Below are 20,761 nucleotides of genomic sequence, written 5' to 3'. Positions count from 1 at the left end.
TTAGTTTTTATTCCACCAATTAAGAATAGTATTGCTAACTAATTTAGGCTGTTCTAACGTACTTAAATGTCCGCATTCTTCTATAATTTTTAAAACCGAATTAGGAATGGCTGCTGCCATTTCTTCATGAAGTTTTATTGGACAAATAACATCTTCTCTACCTGTAATTATTAAAGTAGGACATTTAATATTTTGTAAATCTTTAGTACTATCTGGTCTTCCTAATTGTGCTTTTACTTGATTAAAGAAACCAGCTACACCTATATTTAAAGCCATGTTTAAAACCACCTCTCTTAGTTCTTTATTTTTTGCATTTTTAGGATGTAACATTGCATCAATTAAAATAGTTGACGTAAATCCCTTAACTCCTTCTAAATATGCCATACCTACAAATCTTTGTTGACTTATTCTTGTTTGTTCTGAAGGTTCTTTATAATTTGTATTTAAAAGAATTAATCGTTTTATGCGATGAGGTGCTTGCCTTAGTAATTCAAAAGCAATAATTCCGCCGTACGATAACCCCATTATTGATAAATCTCCAGAATATTTATCTAGTATATTTTTTGCTACCTGTTGCAAACTCGCAGCACTAGTAGTACTTGCAATATGACAGTCGGCTATAATTGACAAATCTTTTTTTTGATGCTTAAAAAGTGTTTCATCACAAAGAGTTCCAGGTATCATTATTAATTTTTCAGTCACAAGAAGTTCTATTTAATTTGTTCCGTTTTTTTTAATATTTGAATGTGTTTTGTTAACCAAAAACAATTTTCATGCTTCTGGTTAACTGTAAAACACTCATCAACTCAAATAATATTTTTTTTATATGTTAATTCTGATACCAATGTTTAACCGTAATTATATCACCACCAATACTTGATGCTGCTGCTTGATAATTTGCAGAATTTACAGATTGCTCTATGGTTGGGTAGAAGACTCTTGTGGGTACTAAGCCACCTGTAATAGTTGTTGCTAAAGACCCTGGCACTAAATTTGGAAGTCCTACTCTTTTGTAATCTCCCCACATTTCTAATGTATTGTTAAAGAACATTGCAATCCATTTTTGATTTATTAATGTTTCTAAAGTTCCATCCCAAGCCACATCTGCTCTAGTAAGAAAACCTGATGGCATTGTTAAATTCCAATAATTTAAATTGGCAGTAATCCCTTTTTCGTAATACATTTGTGCTGTAGAAGTTGTGATATAGTTCTTTAACCTAGCTTCTGATAAAATAAACTGTACCTCTGCATAACTTATAAAAACAAAATCTAATAATCCTTTATTATCCTGAAACTTCGTGGTAAACTGAGAAGCAAACAACCCTGCATTTCCACCTGTACCTTGTGCTTCTTCTCTTGTAGTTCCACTTTTTACACCCACAAATGGACCTGCAGATACACTAGGGTCAACCGGTTTATCAGCAAAAAAAGCTAATCTAGGATCATCATCTGCATCATCATTTGCATCAACACCATCTAAAGCATCTACAAATCTAACTGACGGGCTTAATCCTCCTAAAGTTGTAAGTAAAGAAAAATCTGATGTATTTGGTGCAAGACCCGTAAAGTCATAAATAGCAGCTTCTTCATTACTTTCAATAATTGGATACGTAGAAGGATCTGAAACAATATCATTTATCTGAGCAGCAGCATTGATAGAACCTTTATTTGAAAGTCTTAATAAATAACGTAATCTTAAAGAATTTGCCATTTTTCTCCACTTCATTACATCTCCTTTAAAAAGGATATCTCCACCAAGAATAAATCCTTTAGTATCGGCTGACAAAGCTGTATTTGCTTCTTCTAAAAGCGTTAATACTTTAGGGTAAATATCTTCTTGCTTATCATAAATTGGTTGCGTGTTCTCTAAACCTTTATTTGCTTCTGTATATGGTACATCTATCCATAATTCTGTTAAAGCTGCTAAATAAAAAGCATTTATTGTTTTTCCTGCACCTATATAAGCATTCAGTTCATTTTCTTGAGCATAAGCAATAGACTCGTTACCATCGGTAATTGCTCTATATGCATCTCCCCAAAACTTACCAAAACGATTTGCTCCAGTTGCAAAATCATAAGCATCTAATTGGTTTAGATTTCTATATACTTTGTATTGCATTACCTGGTTAGTTAAATACAACTGAACATTTAAATGTGAGTTTGCTGCTCCAAAAATGGTGCTAGGCAAAAGTGTTCCTGAAGTTGCAATTGTTGGTGAATTTTCATCAACATTAATTTCTTCAAAATCACCAGTACATGCTGTAAATAAGATAATACTTACTATTATTATTTTGATTTTATATATATTTTTCATCATGACTTTTTTAATTTAAAATGATACATTAAGATTAAAACCGTAGGTTGCTGCTCCAGGAAGTTGACCAATTTCGAAACCAGGAAGAAAACCACTTCCGGTAAAGCTTAACACCTCTGGATCAAAATGTTTAAGAAAACTTTCTTTTGTCCACGTTCCTAAATTTCGTCCAAAAACAGAAAGGCTTATTTTTTCGAAAAATGAGTTTTCAAAATATGGCTTAAGATCTACTCCTAATGAAATTTCTCTTAATTTTAAAAAAGTAGCATCATAGGTATTTGCTTCAATATTATCACTTCTATAATATTCTCTATACCAATCGTACCCAGTAGTAGTTTGTGTGTTTTTAGTAAAACCTCCACTACCATTTGCTACCACACCGTCAGGCACAAAATCTTCTGTTCTAAACGGAAGCGTTTCTGTTATAGAACCAGATCTATATAACTGAGAACCAGTTAAGGTATAAAAATCACCACCGTTTCTATAATCTAAAAATATATTAAGGTTAAAGTTTTTATATTTAAAACTGTTGGTAAAACCTAAAGTCCAATCTGGGTTGTAGTTTCCTAATCGCTTTATATCATTGCTAATTTTAGGTCTCATTAGGCCTCCAATATTTTCTAAAACAATACTTCCTTCTGGATCTCTTTCAAAACCTCTTCCATAAATATCACCCATTCTACCTCCTGGTCTTGCTTCTATAGTTCCTCCGTTTGGTCCTTCTCCAATAATTAAGGTTTCAATACCGTCTGCAAGACTTACAACTTCCGATCTACTTGATGCGAAGTTAAAAGTAGAAGTCCATTTAAAATTTTCTAATGCTACTGGTTTTGCTGCTAAAATTACTTCAATACCTCTACTATTAATTTCCCCTGCATTAAACCTTCTAAAACTCACTCCTGAAGCTTGACTTATAGGAGCTGACACTATTTGATCTGTAGTAGAATAATCATATAAATCAATATCAAAATTTAATCTTCTATCTAATAACCTTAAATCTATACCAAATTCAAAAGCCTCAGTTTTTTCACTTTGTAGATTAGAATCTGTAAGTACGTTAGGGTTTGTTACAGAACCTGGTATTGCACCTAAACTGTAAGCATTATTTATAACACCTGGGTCTGTACTATTTCCGGTTTGAGCATAACTTGTTCTTAGTTTTAAATACGAGATAAAATCTGGTAATTTTGTCATTTTAGAAACAATAGCACTTAAACCCACTGAAGGATAGAAAAAACTTTGATTTTGAGTTGGTAGTGTAGAAGACCAATCATTTCTCCCTGTAACATCAAAATATAATTTATCATCATAATTCAATTCTACCGTACCATAAACACTATTTAATTCTCTTTCAGTATCCACTTGTGTAAGCACAGGAGAGTCAGCAGCGTTACCTAAACTAAATACACCTGGAATCGCTAAATTATTTGTCTGAGCTATTTTATTACCAATCGTTTGGTTAAATGTACTAGTCCCTAAATTTACCACTAAACCTAACTTATCCGTTAAATCTTTTGTGTAGGTTCCTAAAAAATCTGCATTAAATTCCTGTAAACGAACATCTTGTTCTCTGTACATTCCGTTTGGAAAAGCAGGTTGCCCCGGGGCTCTTCTAGACTGCCTTCTATCTTGATAAGAATCTAAACCGACTCTTACAAAAGCAGAAAAGTTGTCATTAAATTCATAATTTGTTCTAAAATTACCAAATATTCTATTATGTTTAAATCCGTTTAAATTCTCATTTACAATTAAGTGAGGATTTGTTCCCCAAGATAAAAAGTAATTTTGTTGTTGGTATTCTTGATTTGGCAACCAGTAATCTTTGTAATCATCTAAACTATAGTTTTTCATCACCCAAAGCATACTATACATTAATCCACCGCTAGAAAACCCAATATCTGGCACATTATCAGAATTACTTAAAATATAATTAGCAGATAAATCAATAGAAAGTTTTTCACTTAAATTAGCACCTACTCTTACACCAACATTTGTTTTTTTATACTCTGTATTAGGTACAATTCCTCCTTTAGAAAGTCGCCCAAGAGAAACACGTCCCCAAATATCATCTTCAGAAAATGATAAAGAAAGATTATTATTATAAGCTAGCGCCGTATCAAAGAAACCTTCTCTATCTGCCTTTTGTACAAAAGGTGTTGGATCTGGGTTAGGGTTACTTGGTGTAGATTGAGAAATTAATTGACCATTTGTTGGTGCTCCATAATTACCACCCCAATCTGATCTAAACTGATTTGCCAAATTACCTATAGGACCTCCACCAGCATACTCATTTTGTTCATTCCAAAACCTATTAACCTTATCCATTGAAATACCTGTAGTATAACTAACACCTAATCCTGTTTTATTTTTACCCGATTTAGTTTCTATTATTAAGGCACCATTAGTACCTCTCTCACCATACAACGCTGCTGCTTTAGGTCCTTTTAATACGGTTACCGATGCAAAATCATCTGGATTTAAATCATTAAAACTATTCCCATAATCTACTGGTAAATCACTAGAAGTAGAATTACTTCCTATACCTATATAATTATTAGAAATTAAAGCTCCATCCACCACAATTAATGGTTGATTTTTATTTGGATTTAAAGATGTTTCCCCTCTAAGTACAACTCTAGAAGAAGAAACTCCAGAACCATTATTTGTAGAGACTGATAAACCAGATACCTGACCCGCTAACTGCTGAGAAACATCACCAACTCTAGATTGATTTATAGCAGCTCCTTTTATTTTTTGAGCTGCATAAGAAACACTTTCTTTAGATTTAGTAACCCCAAGAGCAGTTACAATAACCTCATCTAATTGAGAAGCATCTTCTGTTAGTCTAATTACTAATTTCTTACTACTATCAATAGTTACTGTTTTAGTAACATACCCTAAATAACTAACCACTAATACTGCAGCACTATCTGGAGCCGTTATTGAAAAATTACCATCAAAATCTGTAGAAGCACCAATATTAGTACCCTTTATAAGAACACTTGCCCCAGGTACAGGGTCTCCCGACGCATCATCTACCACTACTCCAATTATTGTTTTATCTACTTCTTTTGACTCAGCAAATACAGCGGCGTTTGAAAATAAAAACACAAGAAGAAAGAAACCTAAAATGTGCTTACCTAATAAGGAATTCTCCCCCCACTTTTCTTTTTTAAAATTGTACATAAATTTGATAGTTAAATTAGTTATTTTAAAGATTTTGCTACTAATAATTAACGAAACATTACTGTAACATATTCAAATATAATAAAATAATTTATTATAGCTAATTTATTTAATAAAATATTTTATTAAATAAAAACTAAACCATCTGTTTGATCAATAGTCTTTTAAAATAAAATTAGAAGAAGTAAAAAACGAAACACTAGCTAGAGCAACAGGACACAAAGGTGTAGAGTACTTAAACAATAAACCCAAAATACAGTTAATACCCCTTAAATAATAAGACAAAAAAAATGTAACACCAAATGGCGTTACATTAAAAAAAAGAAATTATTATGTTTACAGAAAACACAAAATATATTTACATACTTTAAAAAGCTATCATATCACAAGCCTTAAGAAACATACACGCCTCTGCTTTTACCCCTAAATACCTACCCAACACAGATGCTTTTACTTCACAATTTTTCATAGTACTTATAAGTGCAGTTTTTCTAACACCTATTTTAACAGCATCTACAAAGAAATTTTTAACCATAGCATATTCACCACCTATCAACACTAATTCTGGGTTTAAAACATTCATAATATTACCCAATGCTTTTCCCAATTTATAACCTTGATCTTGAATTAATTTAATAGAAAGCTCATCACCTTTTAAAACAGCATCCAGTACATCATGATAACCATAAGTAGGTAGATCTTGAATATTAAAGTGGATAGAAATTTCGTTATCCCTAAGCGCATCATTAAGATCTACTAATAAAGCATCTCCGCCAACCTCTGTTCCCAGACACCCTATTTTACCACAACAACAAGGTCTAACTCCTTTTTTAAACTGAGTATGATTCATACCACCAGCAAGTCCCTGACTACCTTTAAGAATACTCTTATTAGCAATTATACTCAACCCCAAAGTTCTACTCACTTTCACTACTAAAACATTATCAATTCCTTTTGCACTACCAAGAGTTTGTTCTGCGACACCAATTGTTCTTGTATCGTTATCTATAAGAACCGAAAGTTTTATTTGAGATTCTAAATATTCTTTAAGAGAAATTTCTTCATCAGAAAAATAGGTTGTTAACTCACCATTATGGTCTTTTACAACCTCTGGCATCCCAACACCAATACCAATAATATTTTTTTTATCTATACCCGAATCCTTTAAAGAGCTCTCTATAAAATGAGTAATATTCTTAAGACATTCAATATCTTTTGATAAAGTAAACCCCTTAATAGTATTAGTATGAATAAGCTCTAGATCGATACTAAAAACACTTAATTGAATAAATTTTGAAAGAATTTCTACACCAACAACATGAAAAGATCCCTTATTAAGAGAATAAGTAAACGGTTTCCTTCCATTCTCTGAAGTTTTCTTTCCTTCCTTTGTAACTAGACGACTAGTAACCAAACCCCTTATTAAAGACGTACAAATTGGTATACTAACATCTATAAGAATGGCAATTTCAGGAATCGTTAGCGAGTCTTCACATTTAGCAAGACCACGAATAATACTCTTCTTATTACTTGCCTTTCTTCCGTTTATACCATTTTCGTTTACAAAATCTAATAAGTCAATCATACTTTTTACTTTAGTAATATTAATAGAAGCAAGTTAGTAAAATATTTTATTAACACATGTTTTTCGGTGACAGATTATTAATTTAATAAAAATTAAGTAAGCACATTTTAAGTTTTACAAACAAAAACTTAAATAGCGAAAAAATTACTTTAAATAAAAATAGTACACCAAAAAACCCTATAAACAAATAGTTTATAGGGTTTTGGTTTCTTGTAGAGAGGAAGGGATTCGAACCCTCGATACCGTTACCAGTATACTACCTTTCCAAGGTAGCGCCTTCGACCACTCGGCCACCTCTCTTTATTTTAAGACAAATACAACTCTATCAACCCCTCAGGAGTATCTACTTGAATCGTTTTGTTCTCTCTATCTACTTTCTTAATAAAATCATCTACCATCGGAATAAAAACCTCTGTACCATCTCTGTCAATTTCAAAAAGAGGTTGCGCTGCTTTATCATTAATATGAACAATCTGCCCAACTTCACCAAAATTAGCATCAACAACTGTAAAACCAATTACTTCATGATAGTAAAATTTGTCACCAGATAATTTTGGCAACATCGTTGTAGGTAAATAAACACCACACTTTAAAATAGAATCTGCTTCTTCATCAGAATACACATCCTCAAACTGAACGCGTAACTGATTTCCTTTGTGTAATGAACTTTTATCAATAAAAAATGGAACCAAGTTTGTGCCGAATTCGACATAAACTGATTCCATTTCTGTATACAACTCAGGCTCGTCGGTATCTAATTTGATAACAACTTCACCCTTAAAACTATATTTTGTAACGATTTTGCCTAAATAAAAACAATCTTCTTTACGCATCTTCGTATAAATTTATAATTTATTCTGCTGATTTTGCTTGAGCTTCATCAATAGTATCTGGAGCTACTTCTTCTGCTTCAGTTTCTGCTGCTGCTTCTACAACCTCTACAACCTCTGGTTTAGCTGCTTCAATTCTTGCTTCATTAACTGCTTTTTCTGCTGCGAATGCTGCTGCTTTTACATCAGATTGCGCTTGAGATAATCCAGCTTCTTTATCAGAAATCTTAGTCGCTTTTGCTTCTACCCAAGCTGCAAATTTAGCATCTGCTTGTTCTTGTGTTAAAGCACCTTTTCTAATACCACCAACTAAATGGTTTTTTAACATTGCACCTTTGTAAGATAAAAGGTTCTTTGCAGTATCAGTAGGTTGTGCACCATTTTGTAACCAACTTACAGCTAAATCTACATCTAAATCAATAATTGCAGGGTTAACGTTTGGATTGTAAGTACCTATTTTTTCTAAGTATTTACCATCTCTTTTTGCACGAGCATCAGCGGCAACGATCCAATAGAATGGTTTCCCTTTTTTACCGTGTCTTTGTAATCTAATCTTTACAGACATAATTTGTTAATTTGTTAAGGTTCTCGACCTTTATTATTAAAAATCTTACTATCACGTAGTAAGTGGGCGCAAAAGTACAAAACCTTTTCTAAACTAAAACGCTAAATATCAATATTTTTTAAGGCGTTTTAACAGGCTTTCACTACTCGCTTTTTTTCGTACCTCAAAAAAGAGCTCAAACATAGAGCCTGTCTTAAGCGTAGTCGAAAGATTCAATCCCTAACACAATCATCCATGTCTTTTATTAAAATTTATATTTCCAAAAAAAACTTAACATGTTAAATAATGATTACTTAACATTCCTATTTATTAAAACATGTATTTTTATTTATTAAACCCTTTTTATATGCTTACCATTAATAGACCCAATAATAACGGTTATGAAAATTTTGACCTATTTTCTGAAATAAATAATTCAAACATCCAATTCCATAAAGAACATATACTTGAAATAAACGTAAAAAAAAATGGATATATCTATTTGCCACCAAACAAAGAAAATTACATATACGAGGTTATCCAAGGTGCGGTAAAACTTGGTGGATATTCCGACAATGGAGAAAGTTTTGTTTATGAAGTTTTACCTCACACAGAATTTTTTGGTAACTTTAAATACCTTAATGGTCAGTTTCAAGAATACGCTAAAGCAATTGTAGATTGTAAAATTAGAGTATACAATTTAGATTTTTTTAAGGCAACCGTACTAACAAATCCATTTCTTTCTAACTGGTTTATTTCTTATATCGTAAAACGATGGTGTGCTGCAGAAGTAAAACTAAAAAATATTAAAGAAAAACAGATTGAAGAAAGAATATCATCACTAAGAAAACATTACAGTGTTCCTATAGAAGATGCAAATGGCAGACCTCATATTTTGTTTAACCTATTAACAAAACAGGATATGGGTGACCTTATTGGGGTCACCCGTCAAACTGTTGCTTCTATCATACAAAAAGAAAAACAATTAATCTTTTAAATTATCTAGAAACAAAATACATATTACTTATAAGTCCTTTATAAATTATTATAAAGGATAAACTTGTTCTATTTTTTGCTGTAACGTTGCATCTCCACGCATTTCCATCTCAACCTTTTTTTGGTCAAAATTAATTTTTAACACCCCAAAACTTTTTGTAGAAATAACCTTACCTACTCTTGCCGGATTGTATTCTTTAGTAAAGTTCTCACTTGCGTGTGTCATTCCACTTGATGTAAAATCAATTAAAGGGTAAGTTAAGCCGCTAACTTCTTCTTTTGAAAACTCAGATATATGACGATCTCCAGACAATAGAATAACATTATTAGCTTTTGAAGATACGATTACATCAAGTAGTTTTTTACGTTCTAACGGAAAGTTTGCCCACTTTTCATACCGATGTTTTTCTGCAATTACCTGTACACTACTTAAAATGACATTAAATTCTGCAGAAGAATTAACCAACTCACTTTCTAACCAGGCCCATTGTTGTTCACCTAAAATAGTACGATTCTCTTGAACACCGTTTACACTTTTTTCACTAATACTTGTTCTAAAATAACGAGTATCTAACAAAATAACTTTTACAGATCCTTTAGCTGTTTCTATAAGTTCAGAATGATACACCCCTTCTCTTTTTCTTCTAGGAGAATTTTTATCAACTTCTAAAAAATCCAATAATAATTCCTGACTTTTTGCTTTTTTAGGATATTCTACACCTGCATCATTGGCTCCAAAATCATGATCATCCCAAGTTCCCAAAACCTTCGTTTCTTTTAAAAGGTTTGCATATCCTTTTTGCTTTTTTTGAAGATTATAATCGGCTTCCATTTTATCCATATTCTCTGTGTCTGCATAAATAATATCTCCTCCCCACAACCATACATCTGGGTTCAATTGAGCAATATCATCCCATAACAGATTCTTTTGATTAGGTTTATTACAAGAGCCAAAAGTAAGTACAAAATCTGCTGTTTTTTCTTTTGTAGACTGCTTAGAATAAGCTTTATCTTCACTTGATTTAGAAGTTGTTTTACAAGACAAAACTGTAAAAACAAGAAGTACTATAATAATTTTTTTCATTTTTTAAACTTTTTATTTAATTATAAATGTTGTGGTTACTGGTAAATGATCACTAATTTCTCTCATTTTTTTAGGCACAAAAAGTTGAGGGACTTCCGCTGAATTTTCTATATATTCTTTATACATATTGGTATTCATCAACATATAATCTAATCTTCTTTTTGGGTCATCAGAAGTATGTGTCATTACTGTTTCGGGTAATGGATCTATAAATTTTTCTCTCTTTACTTTTTCATTTAGAAATAGATTAATTTCTTCGCTACCTTGTACACTATTAAAATCTCCGACTACTAAAATATTTTTGTTTTTGTCCTCTTTTAAGAATCGCTTATACTGTTGTTTTAGAAAATTAATCTGGCCTTTTCTCATGGCTATATTTCGTTCTCCTCTACCTGCTTTTAAATGAACTCCGGTAAGTAAAAAATTATAATCTGAAGTAGGATATACTTCTATAGACCACATTCTAGTATTTAAAGTGTTTTGTGTTTCTAATTGTCCTTCTTCATTTTTATACTCTAAAAGAGGTGTTGTTACATTTCCATAACCATAAATAATACCTAACGGAAATTTACTCATAACCACTACATTCATATACCAACCATGGCTAGGCACATCTGCAAAATAGGTATACCCCATGTTTTGTAAATTTTCATCAGCAATGCTTCTTAAAAATTTTGCACTTTCAAATTCTTGCAATACAACTACATCTGCATCTATTTTTTTTAAAGCAGTTACTAAATTAGCAACTTTATTATTCATTAAAGAATCCGGGCTATTTTCTCTTTTAGAATCTATATAAGGATCATCAAAAGAGTCTACAAAATGCTCTACGTTCCAAGAAAGGACTTTAAAACTTTCTTTTTGAGGGAAAATGTAATCAGAAGGAATTACTTCTCCGTTTTCTTTTCCTACATAACTTTTATCAAAAAAAGAAGCATCTTTTTCTATTAAATTCTTAGAACCTCCACAGCTTATTAAAATTAAAAAGACTAAAATGTATATACTATTTTTCATAAATTATACTATTTAAAAAAAGGGTTTGACAGAGAAATATCAAACCCTCAAATAAAAACTAAACAAACTATTTTTTAATTAAACGAATATCTTACACCAAACTGCAATCTCCAAGGAGTTCCATTTATTGGCTCTGTACCAGCACCTGTTTGTATATTGTATTCGTAGCTATTTGTTGATTGATCAAACCCATTAATATTCATAAAATTTCTGTTTCCAAAATTATGACTGCGCCCCCATTCTTTATTTAATAAGTTCATAAAGTTAAAAACGTCTGCAGATATTTCTAAAGCATGCTTAGAGTTTAAAAAGCTAAACTTCTTTACAAGACGAAGATCTACTGTTGCACTAAAAGGGTTTTTTCCGCCGTTTCTTTCTGCAAAACTTCCATAACTTTCTTTTAAATAATCTTTAAATCCTTGAGAAGTTTCTGGATCGTTTAATACTTCATTATAACTATCTTTAATATATTGAGGTGTACTTGCATCATTTGGATTAAAAATATATGCAATTTCATTACTTAAATTAAAATCTCCATTTGCACTTCTATTACCACCTGCTTCTAAAGAGTATCTTGTACCTCCTGTACCCACAATTGTTGCTCCTAAAGTAAATCCTTTCCAAGTTGGTGTTGCTCCATTTACTACCACTTTAGTGTCAAAATGATTATCAGAATAACCATAATTTAAATCTCTAGGATCTCCTTTAACAGGAAGAAAAGTAGACGTATTAGCAACACAACAGTTGTAAGAAGAATTGTCTTTAGAACGATTTACAGTAAAACTTGCATTTACATAACCATCTTTTCCTATTCTTGCAGAACCATCTACTACTAAAGCAAGGTTATCTAAAACTCCATCAGAAGTTAACACTAAAGTTCTACCTACTAAATCAGATTCTCTAGATTCCGTCCAATCTGTACTACCATTTGCAGAAATTGTATTTGCAGGTACAAAAACCTCTCTACCTTGTGGCGTTACAAAATAAGGTTCTGCTACTAAATTTGCTTCCTGGTATACATAGTTGTTTTTTGTATGACTAAAAACAGCATTAACTCCTAAACTATATCTATCTCCAAAAAAGTGTGTATAATTTACGTTTGCTTTATAAATGGTTGGTACTTCAAAATCTGGACTTACCGCATTTATAGTAGAAAATGGAGTTACTCCTGCTGGAACACCAGGTACAGTACTTGGGTCATTTCTATATGCTTCAAAATCTGGGGTTGGTACATTTGCTCCTGTAACATCAATAGCACCTAATAAAGTACCACTATTTTGAATGTTATTAACTTGTGCATAATAATGTGGTTGAGAAGTAAATACACCTCCACCAATTTTTAAAATATCAGTATCATTCCCTTCAATATTCCAAGTTAATTGAACTCTTGGTTGAATATTATCAAAATCTTCTGGTTTTACATCGGTACGAATTCCTAATTCTTGATCCACTAAAGGATTATATTCTGCATCATCTAAAAATGCTGTTGCATCATAACGGATACCTGCTGCAATATTTAAATTAGGATTTATATCAAATTCTACTTGAGCAAAAAGTGATAAATCTAAAACAGTTTGTTTTACTAAAGAAGATCCTTGTAAAGGTACTTCTCTTGCGTATCTAGAAGCGTTTAAGTTTTCGAAATCATCTAAAGAATCAAAGAAAAAACGACCATTTTGCTCATTAGATAATTGCGTTTCTAAGTAAGTAATTAAGTTATCTGTACCAAACGTAAAGTTAAATTTACCTGCACTAAGATATGTTGTATTTGAAATCTGAAGTTGATTTTCTAAATTAGTTTCTGGTGAATAACGTTGTCCTCCTAACTGTACACTTCTACTACTGCTATTACCATTTGGTAAAACAGATTCTACCTGTACAATTGCTCTTGGTATATTTTGTGAAGGCAATTCTGAATTAGGTCCAAAAACACGTTCTGCATGTTGGTATTGTACTTTAAACTCATTCGTTACACTCGATGAAAAAGCAGAACGTAATGACAGAAACATACTATTTTCTTTTGATTCAAAATCAGAATAAGATTCTGCAACCTCTATATTAGAATTATCACTTACACTTAAAGGATTATCCCATTTATTATATAAGTTTCTAAACGTTAATCTGTGCTTATCATTAATTTGCCAATCTAATCTAAAAAATAAATTATTAGCTTCTGTCACTCTATCAAACTGCCCTACTTGCTGAGAATCACTTAAACCATATTTATCTCTACCTATTTGTAAAAAACGATTTAAACTTTCTTCTGAAATTTGTAAATTATTTGCATCATTATCACTTTGTATGTTTGCAATAAATTGAGGATCTCCTGCATCTTGTCTTTCATAAACTAAGAAAAAATGTAATTTATCTTTAATTATTGGACCTCCTAAACTAAAACCAGATTGAGAGTTATAAAAATCTGCTTCTCTATCTTGTCCTTGTATTGTATATTGACTTTGAAGATTGTCTGATCTGTGGTAAAAGAAAGCACTTCCCTCAAACTCATTAGTACCAGATTTTGTTACAGAAGTAATAGAACCACCACCTTGTCTACCTTGGCTTACATCATAATCATTTGTAGAAACCTCAAATTCTCTAATGGCTTCTTGAGAAATCGTATAAGGACCTTTACCAACCTCGCCTGCTGTTAAAGTGTTTCTAAAATTAACACCATCGATAGTTACATTTGTAGACGTACTTCTTTGACCTCCTAAATTTAGACTTCCGGCTCCTTGCAACGGAGACAAACTTGTAAGCCTTGTAAAATTTCTTCCTTCGGATGGTAAGTTTTTAATTTGAACTTCTCCAATTTTTGTAGAAGCTCCCATTTGCTGAATACGTTTCGCCATACTATTAGAAGAAATAACAATTTCATCTAAAGAAGTAGCAGATTCTTGTAAAACAAAATCAACCGTTAAGGCATCATTTAAGTTTAACAAAAAACCTTTATGAACTATATCTGTAAAACCTAAATATTTTGCAGTTACAGAATAAGGACCTCCTAAAGGTAATTGTTGAATTTTGTAACTTCCGGTTTCACTTGTTGTAGCTCCGGAACTAAATCCTGTAGAAGTGTTTTTAACAATTACGGTAGCTCCCATTAAAGGCTCTCCACTTTTGTCTGTTATAACTCCTTTTACGGAAGCATTTGTTGCTTGCCCAAAAGATTGATGAATGTTAAAAAACAATACCCCAAAAGTAATCATCATACTAATGGATAAACGATTTTTTACTACTGATAATTTCATAAGTTAAATTAGTTTTAATAAGCATCAAAACTATACTTGGCAAGACAATCATTAATGTTAAGTATTAACATTGATTTAGATTTAATCTTAATTTAAACGTTTCTTAATATTGCAAAAAGTGATTATCGTTATCACATTTTAACCTAAAACGCTTATAAAACCTATATAAAACAACAGGTCTTTATTAAATATTAGATGTAAAAATATTTCTTACTATTTATATAAATAGTATATGAGTTAAAATCTAAATCTTATGAACCAATGACAACCTCTAATATTTTATAGTTTTGTATCAGATGCTAAACAATACACATCTTAAAACAAGCTATTGGAATTTAAAATGAAAATGATAACATGAAGTACACAGAAAAAATTTCGAACAAATTAAACGAATTATTAGAGAAAAATTATGATGCTGAAAAAGGGTATTTAAACGCCGCAGAAAATGTAGAGAGTGCAAAATTAAAAATTTTCTTTAAAAATAGAGCCTCAGAAAGAAGTCTGTTTGCAAAAGACATAAGAACAGAAATTTTATTACACGGACAAATACCTGAAGAGAACGGTTCTTTTAAAGGTACAATGCACAGAAATTGGATGACACTAAAATCTCTATTTAGCTCCAACGACGAAGAGGCTATTTTAGAAGAAGCACTTAGAGGAGAAAGAGCCAATTTAGATGAATATAAAGAAATATTATTGGAAGATGTTTTTGCTCCCTCAACAAAAAAAATGCTAGAAGAACAACAACAAAAAATTCAAGCTGCTATTAATTTATTAATGGTGAAAGAAGAGTTAGCCTAATCATAAATTTTAGTAGGTTAAATATAACTTTATAAAACAATTAAAAAGCCAATCCTTAATAGGATTGGCTTTTTAATTCTTGCAAACTTTAAGTTTAGCCAACAAACCTGTACACTAGTATTTTTATAAAATTCCTCGCTAACGCTCGTTTCTAACGAGTGACATCAAAGATTGGTTTTACAAAGCAATACGGTACTCATTGCAAACGAGCACAAGCGCGAGTAAAAATAGACATGCAAAAAAAATGAATAAAAATTTTCTCTGTAAACATCTGATACTCTAAAACTAAGACAATCGTTGATAACTTATCACCTCGCTAACGCTCGTTTGCAACGAGTGCCGTCAAAGGTTGATTTAGCAAAGTAACTACGGTACTCACTACAAACGAGCTATAGCGTAAAAAATTAGATAACACTGATAACACAACAACAAACAAAACTTATGTAATTTTTACTAGCTTATAAAAGACAAACTAAACATTTATTCCGCGTGAAGGATAGCAGTGAAAAGCCCACAGTGAGGCACGAACGAGGACTTGTAACGAATAGCCTGACCATTTTTAAAGCAAAAAGTTAATGCAACTAACTTGGTGTTTTAAAAATGGGCACGCCCAAAAATATAGAAAATAATTTTTATTATACAAACATTTTATAACGCTATAATTTAACAATGATTCCTAATTTACCTATTTTAAATTCAACAAAAAAACGTAAATTTACAGTCCGTTTAAAACGAACAATCTCATCACAAAAAAAGCCTTTTTATGTACTTAATTTTCGATACAGAAACTACCGGTTTACCTAAAAGTTGGAATGCTCCAATTACCGATACAGACAACTGGCCTAGGTGTATACAAATTGCGTGGCAACTGCATGATGAGATGGGTAATGTTTTAGAACACAACGATTTTCTTATAAGACCAGACAATTTTAATATTCCGTATGATGCAGAAAGAATTCACGGAATTTCGACTGAATTAGCAGCAGAACAAGGGATTACTTTAGAGGAATGTTTGGTATTGTTTAACGAGGTTTTAGGCAAAACGAAATTTATTGTTGGTCAGAATTTAAATTTCGACCTCAGTATTATGGGCTGTGAATTCCATAGATTAGGTATCGAAAATAAGATGACTCCTTTGCCTATTTTAGATACGTGTACCGAGAAAACGGCTACCATGTGTCAGATTCCTGGTGGTCGTGGAGGGAAATTTAAACTACCAACGTTAACAGAATTACACAATCATTTATTTGGTGTTGGTTTTGGTGATGCGCATAATGCAACTGCCGATGTTGAGGCTACAACACGTTGTTTTTTAGAGTTAATTCGTATTAGAGAATTTACCAAAGAACAGTTAGATGTAGATGATGATTATTTTAAAAATTTCTCTGAGGCGAACCCGAAACCGATTCAGGTAATTGGTTTAAAACACATCAATCTTAAAAAGGAAAGCGATATAATTCGCCAACGTTTAGAGAAATTAAAAGGTACTGCAGCAACAAAATCTACTTCAGATGGTTTAGCTGAACTAGAAAATGTACAATTTTCGCATTTACACAATCATACACAATATTCTGTTTTACAATCTACCATGCAATTGGGTAATATTGTAAAAGCTGCCGCAAAAGACAATATGCCTGCAGTTGCCATGACAGATACTGCAAACATGATGGGTTCTTTCCATTTTGTGAATGCTGTTTTAAACCATAATAAAACAGCAGCAACTCCCATGAAACCAATTATTGGTTGTGAGTTTAATATCTGTGAAGATCATAAAAATAAATCGCAAAAAGACAACGGGTATCAGGTTGTTTTATTAGCAAAAAATAAAAAAGGATATCATAATTTAGCTAAAATGTCTTCTGCAGCCTTTGTAGATGGTTTTTACTATGTACCAAGAATTGACAAAGCACTTGTAGAGCAATACAAAGAAGACATTATTGTTTTAACAGGGAATTTATATGGAGAGGTTCCTAGTAAAATTTTAAATCTTGGAGAAAAACAAGCTGAAGATGCTTTAATTTGGTGGAAAGAACAATTTAAAGACGATTTATATATTGAGTTGATGCGTCATGATCAGCAAGACGAAAAAATTGTAAATGAAACTTTATTAAAATTTTCTAAAAAGCACGATGTTAAGATTATTGCCACCAACAATACGTTTTACTTAGAAAAGAAAGATGCCAACGCACATGATATTTTATTGTGTGTAAAAGATGGTGAAAAGCAATCTACCCCTATTGGTAAAGGACGAGGTTATAGATACGGTTTGCCTAACGACGAGTATTATTTTAAGTCTACGGACGAAATGAAAAAGTTGTTTGCAGATATTCCTGAAGCTATTAGTAATATTCAAGAAATTGTAGATAAGGTAGAAATTTTCACCCTTGCAAGGGATGTATTATTACCTGCTTTTAATATTGGTGACGAATTTAAAGATCCGGAAGATGAAAAAGATAATGGTAAGCGTGGTGAGAACAATTTCTTAAAACACTTAACTTTTGAAGGTGCTAAAAAACGTTATGGAGAAATTACAGAATCTATTAAAGAACGTTTAGATTTTGAATTAGAGGTTATTGAAAAAACGGGATATCCTGGGTATTTCTTAATTGTAGAAGATTTTATTAGAGCAGCAAGAAGAATGGATGTTGCCGTGGGGCCTGGGCGTGGTTCTGCTGCGGGTTCTGTAGTTGCTTATTGTCTTTGGATTACAAATATAGATCCTATTAAATACGATTTACTTTTTGAGCGTTTCTTAAATCCAGAACGTGTATCGATGCCCGATATTGATATTGATTTTGATGATGAAGGGCGTGGTCGTGTAATGGATTATGTAATTGATAAATATGGTGCAAACCAAGTTGCGCAGATTATTACGTACGGAACCATGGCAGCAAAATCTTCTATTAGAGATACTGCCAGAGTTTTAGATTTACCGCTTTTTGAAGCCGATAGAATTGCAAAATTAATTCCAGGAATTAAACTAAAAAATATTTTTGGCGATGATGCTAAAAGTAAAGGTAAAGTTGATGGTTTACGTGCCGAAGAAAAAGTTTTAATAGAAGAATTAAAACAAATGTCTTACGGAAACGATTTGATTTCCGAAACAATTAATAAAGCAACAATACTAGAAGGTTCTGTTAGAAATACCGGAATTCATGCCTGTGGTGTAATTATTACGCCCGGAGATATTACCAATTATGTTCCTGTTGCTCTAGCAAAGGATTCCGATATGTATGTTACCCAATTTGATAACTCTGTCGTTGAAGACGCAGGTTTGTTAAAAATGGATTTCTTGGGATTAAAAACGCTGACTTTAATTAAAGACACCGTTAAAATTGTTAAAGCAAGACATGATATTACGCTAGATCCAGAAACATTTCCTTTAGATGATGTAAAAACTTATGAATTGTTCCAAAGAGGAGAAACGGTAGGTATTTTCCAATATGAATCTCCAGGAATGCAGAAACACATGCGTTCTTTAAAACCAACCGTTTTTGCCGATTTAATTGCAATGAATGCATTATATCGTCCGGGTCCAATGGAATATATTCCGTCTTTTATTAATAGAAAACACGGAACCGAAGATATTGAGTACGATTTACCTGCCATGGAAGAGTATTTGGCAGAAACCTACGGAATTACAGTGTACCAAGAGCAAGTAATGCTTTTATCACAGAAACTAGCAGACTTTACCAAAGGTGAAGCTGATGTTTTACGTAAGGCAATGGGTAAAAAGCAAATTGCAGTACTAGATAAAATGAAACCAAAGTTTGTAGAGCAAGCAGCTGCAAAAGGTCATGATCCAGAAAAGTTAGAAAAAATTTGGAAGGATTGGGAAGCCTTTGCAAGTTACGCCTTTAACAAATCTCACTCTACGTGTTATGCGTGGATTGCGTATCAAACGGCATATTTAAAAGCACATTACCCTGCAGAATATATGGCTTCTGTACTTTCTAATAACATGAAAGATATTAAAGCTGTTTCTTTCTTTATGGAAGAATGTAAGCGAATGGAATTGCAAGTTTTTGGTCCAGATTTAAATGAATCGTTTTTAAAGTTCTCTGTAAATAATGAAGGTGCTGTCCGTTTTGGAATGGCAGCCGTAAAAGGTGTTGGTGCTGGAGCAGTAAGAGCTATTATTCAGGAAAGAGAAGAAAATGGGAATTTTAATTCAATTTTTGATTTAGCAAAACGTGTAGATTTAAGAGCTGCCAATAAAAAATCTTTTGATAGTTTGATAAAAGCAGGTGCTTTTGATTCTTTTACAGATACCCATAGAGCTCAATATTTTGCTACTGATGAAAAAGGCTTGACGTTCTTAGAACGCGCCATGAAATTTGGACATAAATATCAAGAAAATGAAAATTCTGCACAAGTTTCTATGTTTGGGGAAGCTTCTACCGTTCAGTTTCCAGAACCAGATATTCCTACATGCGAAACTTGGGGAACCATGGAATTATTACAACAAGAAAAGGAAGTAATCGGAATTTATATTTCCGCACATCCTTTAGATGATTTTAAAAATGAAATAAAATTTTGCAACGCTTCTTTGAAATACTTTAAAGCAGATCTTGCTAAATTTGTAAACATGAATTTAGCTTTTGCTGGTATTGTTACAGACGTACAACACCGAGTTTCTAAAGCAGGTAAAGGTTGGGCAATGTTTACGGTTGAAGATTATGGAGATAGTAATGAATTTAGAATTTTTGGGGAAGATTACCTAAGAATGCAACACTTTTTAGTGCCGAATCAGTTTTTATTTATTCGTACAACCGTACAACCTGGTTGGACTAATAAAGAAACAGGCGTTGTTGGTGAACCTAGATTAAAATTCTTAGAAATGAAATTGTTACATGATATTATGGATGAACTCTGTAAAAAAGTAACCATTCAACTTCCTTTAAGTGAAATTAAAGAAGATGCTATTTTAAACTTAGAATCGATCTTAAAGAAGACACCTGGTAAACAAAACTTAAATTTCACTATTTGGGATGAAAAGGAAAAACTAGAAATTAGCTTGCCAAGTAGAAATACGAAGGTTCATATAACCAACGAATTGTTAGCTAGTCTAGATACACAGCAAATTGCATATAAGTTAAATTAAAAGCAATAAAAAAGGGAGGTAAACAAATTGTTTACCTCCCTTTTTTAATTATGAT

12 protein-coding genes and 1 tRNA gene are annotated in these 20,761 nt (G+C 32.0%); 3 read left to right on the top strand and 10 right to left on the bottom strand.

The window, feature by feature from the left end:
• The 7 genes from KV700_RS13835 to KV700_RS13805 all read right to left on the bottom strand — a co-directional run bounded on the left by KV700_RS13835 (position 1) and on the right by KV700_RS13805 (position 8,480).
• A complete protein-coding gene (locus KV700_RS13835; protein ID WP_218598232.1) occupies positions 1-684 on the bottom strand; it encodes an alpha/beta fold hydrolase in 684 nt (227 codons plus the stop codon).
• Positions 685-829: 145 nt separating this feature from the next.
• Entirely contained in the window at positions 830-2,317 is a 1,488-nt protein-coding gene (locus KV700_RS13830) for a SusD/RagB family nutrient-binding outer membrane lipoprotein (protein ID WP_218598231.1), read from the bottom strand.
• A gap of 12 nt (positions 2,318-2,329) precedes the next feature.
• Complete coding sequence (locus KV700_RS13825) at positions 2,330-5,500, bottom strand: SusC/RagA family TonB-linked outer membrane protein (protein WP_218598230.1); 3,171 nt, start codon at positions 5,498-5,500, stop codon at positions 2,330-2,332.
• A 367-nt stretch (positions 5,501-5,867) separates the two neighbouring features.
• Positions 5,868-7,085, bottom strand: a complete 1,218-nt coding sequence (locus tag KV700_RS13820) for an ROK family protein (RefSeq protein WP_166385858.1) — start codon at positions 7,083-7,085, stop codon at positions 5,868-5,870.
• Between the two features lie 213 nt (positions 7,086-7,298).
• Positions 7,299-7,385: transfer RNA gene (locus tag KV700_RS13815), tRNA-Ser, on the bottom strand.
• 5 nt (positions 7,386-7,390) lie between these two features.
• Positions 7,391-7,918, bottom strand: coding sequence for a ribosome maturation factor RimM (gene rimM, locus KV700_RS13810; protein WP_218598229.1), 528 nt, complete (start codon positions 7,916-7,918; stop codon positions 7,391-7,393).
• A 19-nt stretch (positions 7,919-7,937) separates the two neighbouring features.
• On the bottom strand, positions 7,938-8,480 hold the full coding sequence (locus KV700_RS13805) for a 30S ribosomal protein S16 (RefSeq protein ID WP_218598228.1): 543 nt from the start codon (positions 8,478-8,480) through the stop codon (positions 7,938-7,940).
• A 316-nt stretch (positions 8,481-8,796) separates the two neighbouring features.
• Here KV700_RS13805 and KV700_RS13800 point away from each other — a divergent pair, with 316 nt between their 5' ends.
• A complete protein-coding gene (locus tag KV700_RS13800) occupies positions 8,797-9,456 on the top strand; it encodes a Crp/Fnr family transcriptional regulator (RefSeq protein WP_254712922.1) in 660 nt (219 codons plus the stop codon).
• A gap of 48 nt (positions 9,457-9,504) precedes the next feature.
• On the opposite strand, the gene KV700_RS13795 is transcribed toward KV700_RS13800, so the two are convergent.
• The 3 genes from KV700_RS13795 to KV700_RS13785 form a co-directional block, all read right to left on the bottom strand.
• Positions 9,505-10,539 carry an alkaline phosphatase D family protein gene (locus KV700_RS13795; RefSeq protein WP_218598227.1) on the bottom strand — a complete coding sequence of 345 codons (1,035 nt, stop codon included), beginning with the start codon at positions 10,537-10,539 and terminating at the stop codon, positions 9,505-9,507.
• A 12-nt stretch (positions 10,540-10,551) separates the two neighbouring features.
• Positions 10,552-11,553: an endonuclease/exonuclease/phosphatase family protein gene (locus tag KV700_RS13790; RefSeq protein WP_254712921.1), complete on the bottom strand. Its 1,002-nt coding sequence runs from the start codon at positions 11,551-11,553 to the stop codon at positions 10,552-10,554.
• Positions 11,554-11,627: 74 nt separating this feature from the next.
• On the bottom strand, positions 11,628-14,801 hold the full coding sequence (locus KV700_RS13785) for a TonB-dependent receptor (protein ID WP_218598226.1): 3,174 nt from the start codon (positions 14,799-14,801) through the stop codon (positions 11,628-11,630).
• A gap of 354 nt (positions 14,802-15,155) precedes the next feature.
• Here KV700_RS13785 and KV700_RS13780 point away from each other — a divergent pair, with 354 nt between their 5' ends.
• Both KV700_RS13780 and dnaE read left to right on the top strand, forming a co-directional pair.
• Positions 15,156-15,602: a PA2169 family four-helix-bundle protein gene (locus tag KV700_RS13780; protein WP_166385864.1), complete on the top strand. Its 447-nt coding sequence runs from the start codon at positions 15,156-15,158 to the stop codon at positions 15,600-15,602.
• Between the two features lie 763 nt (positions 15,603-16,365).
• The gene (gene dnaE, locus KV700_RS13775; protein ID WP_218598225.1) at positions 16,366-20,706 is read left to right on the top strand and encodes a DNA polymerase III subunit alpha; all 4,341 of its coding nucleotides are present in this window, start codon (positions 16,366-16,368) and stop codon (positions 20,704-20,706) included.
• Positions 20,707-20,761: the final 55 nt, after the last annotated feature.

The organism is Polaribacter sp. NJDZ03 (assembly GCF_019263805.1).
Lineage (GTDB): Bacteria > Bacteroidota > Bacteroidia > Flavobacteriales > Flavobacteriaceae > Polaribacter.
The sequence above is the reverse complement of the archived record's forward strand: the minus strand, read 5'-3'. Positions and strand labels throughout refer to the sequence as shown.

What these genes read in the sequence shown, in the direction of transcription:
- KV700_RS13835 (WP_218598232.1), bottom strand. Translation starts at nt 684, where the DNA reads ATGATACCTGGAACTCTTTGTGATGAAACACTTTTTAAGCATCAAAAA.
- KV700_RS13830 (WP_218598231.1), bottom strand. Translation starts at nt 2,317, where the DNA reads ATGATGAAAAATATATATAAAATCAAAATAATAATAGTAAGTATTATC.
- KV700_RS13825 (WP_218598230.1), bottom strand. Translation starts at nt 5,500, where the DNA reads ATGTACAATTTTAAAAAAGAAAAGTGGGGGGAGAATTCCTTATTAGGT.
- KV700_RS13820 (WP_166385858.1), bottom strand. Translation starts at nt 7,085, where the DNA reads ATGATTGACTTATTAGATTTTGTAAACGAAAATGGTATAAACGGAAGA.
- rimM (WP_218598229.1), bottom strand. Translation starts at nt 7,918, where the DNA reads ATGCGTAAAGAAGATTGTTTTTATTTAGGCAAAATCGTTACAAAATAT.
- KV700_RS13805 (WP_218598228.1), bottom strand. Translation starts at nt 8,480, where the DNA reads ATGTCTGTAAAGATTAGATTACAAAGACACGGTAAAAAAGGGAAACCA.
- KV700_RS13800 (WP_254712922.1), top strand. Translation starts at nt 8,797, where the DNA reads ATGTATTTTTATTTATTAAACCCTTTTTATATGCTTACCATTAATAGA.
- KV700_RS13795 (WP_218598227.1), bottom strand. Translation starts at nt 10,539, where the DNA reads ATGAAAAAAATTATTATAGTACTTCTTGTTTTTACAGTTTTGTCTTGT.
- KV700_RS13790 (WP_254712921.1), bottom strand. Translation starts at nt 11,553, where the DNA reads ATGAAAAATAGTATATACATTTTAGTCTTTTTAATTTTAATAAGCTGT.
- KV700_RS13785 (WP_218598226.1), bottom strand. Translation starts at nt 14,801, where the DNA reads ATGAAATTATCAGTAGTAAAAAATCGTTTATCCATTAGTATGATGATT.
- KV700_RS13780 (WP_166385864.1), top strand. Translation starts at nt 15,156, where the DNA reads ATGAAGTACACAGAAAAAATTTCGAACAAATTAAACGAATTATTAGAG.
- dnaE (WP_218598225.1), top strand. Translation starts at nt 16,366, where the DNA reads ATGTACTTAATTTTCGATACAGAAACTACCGGTTTACCTAAAAGTTGG.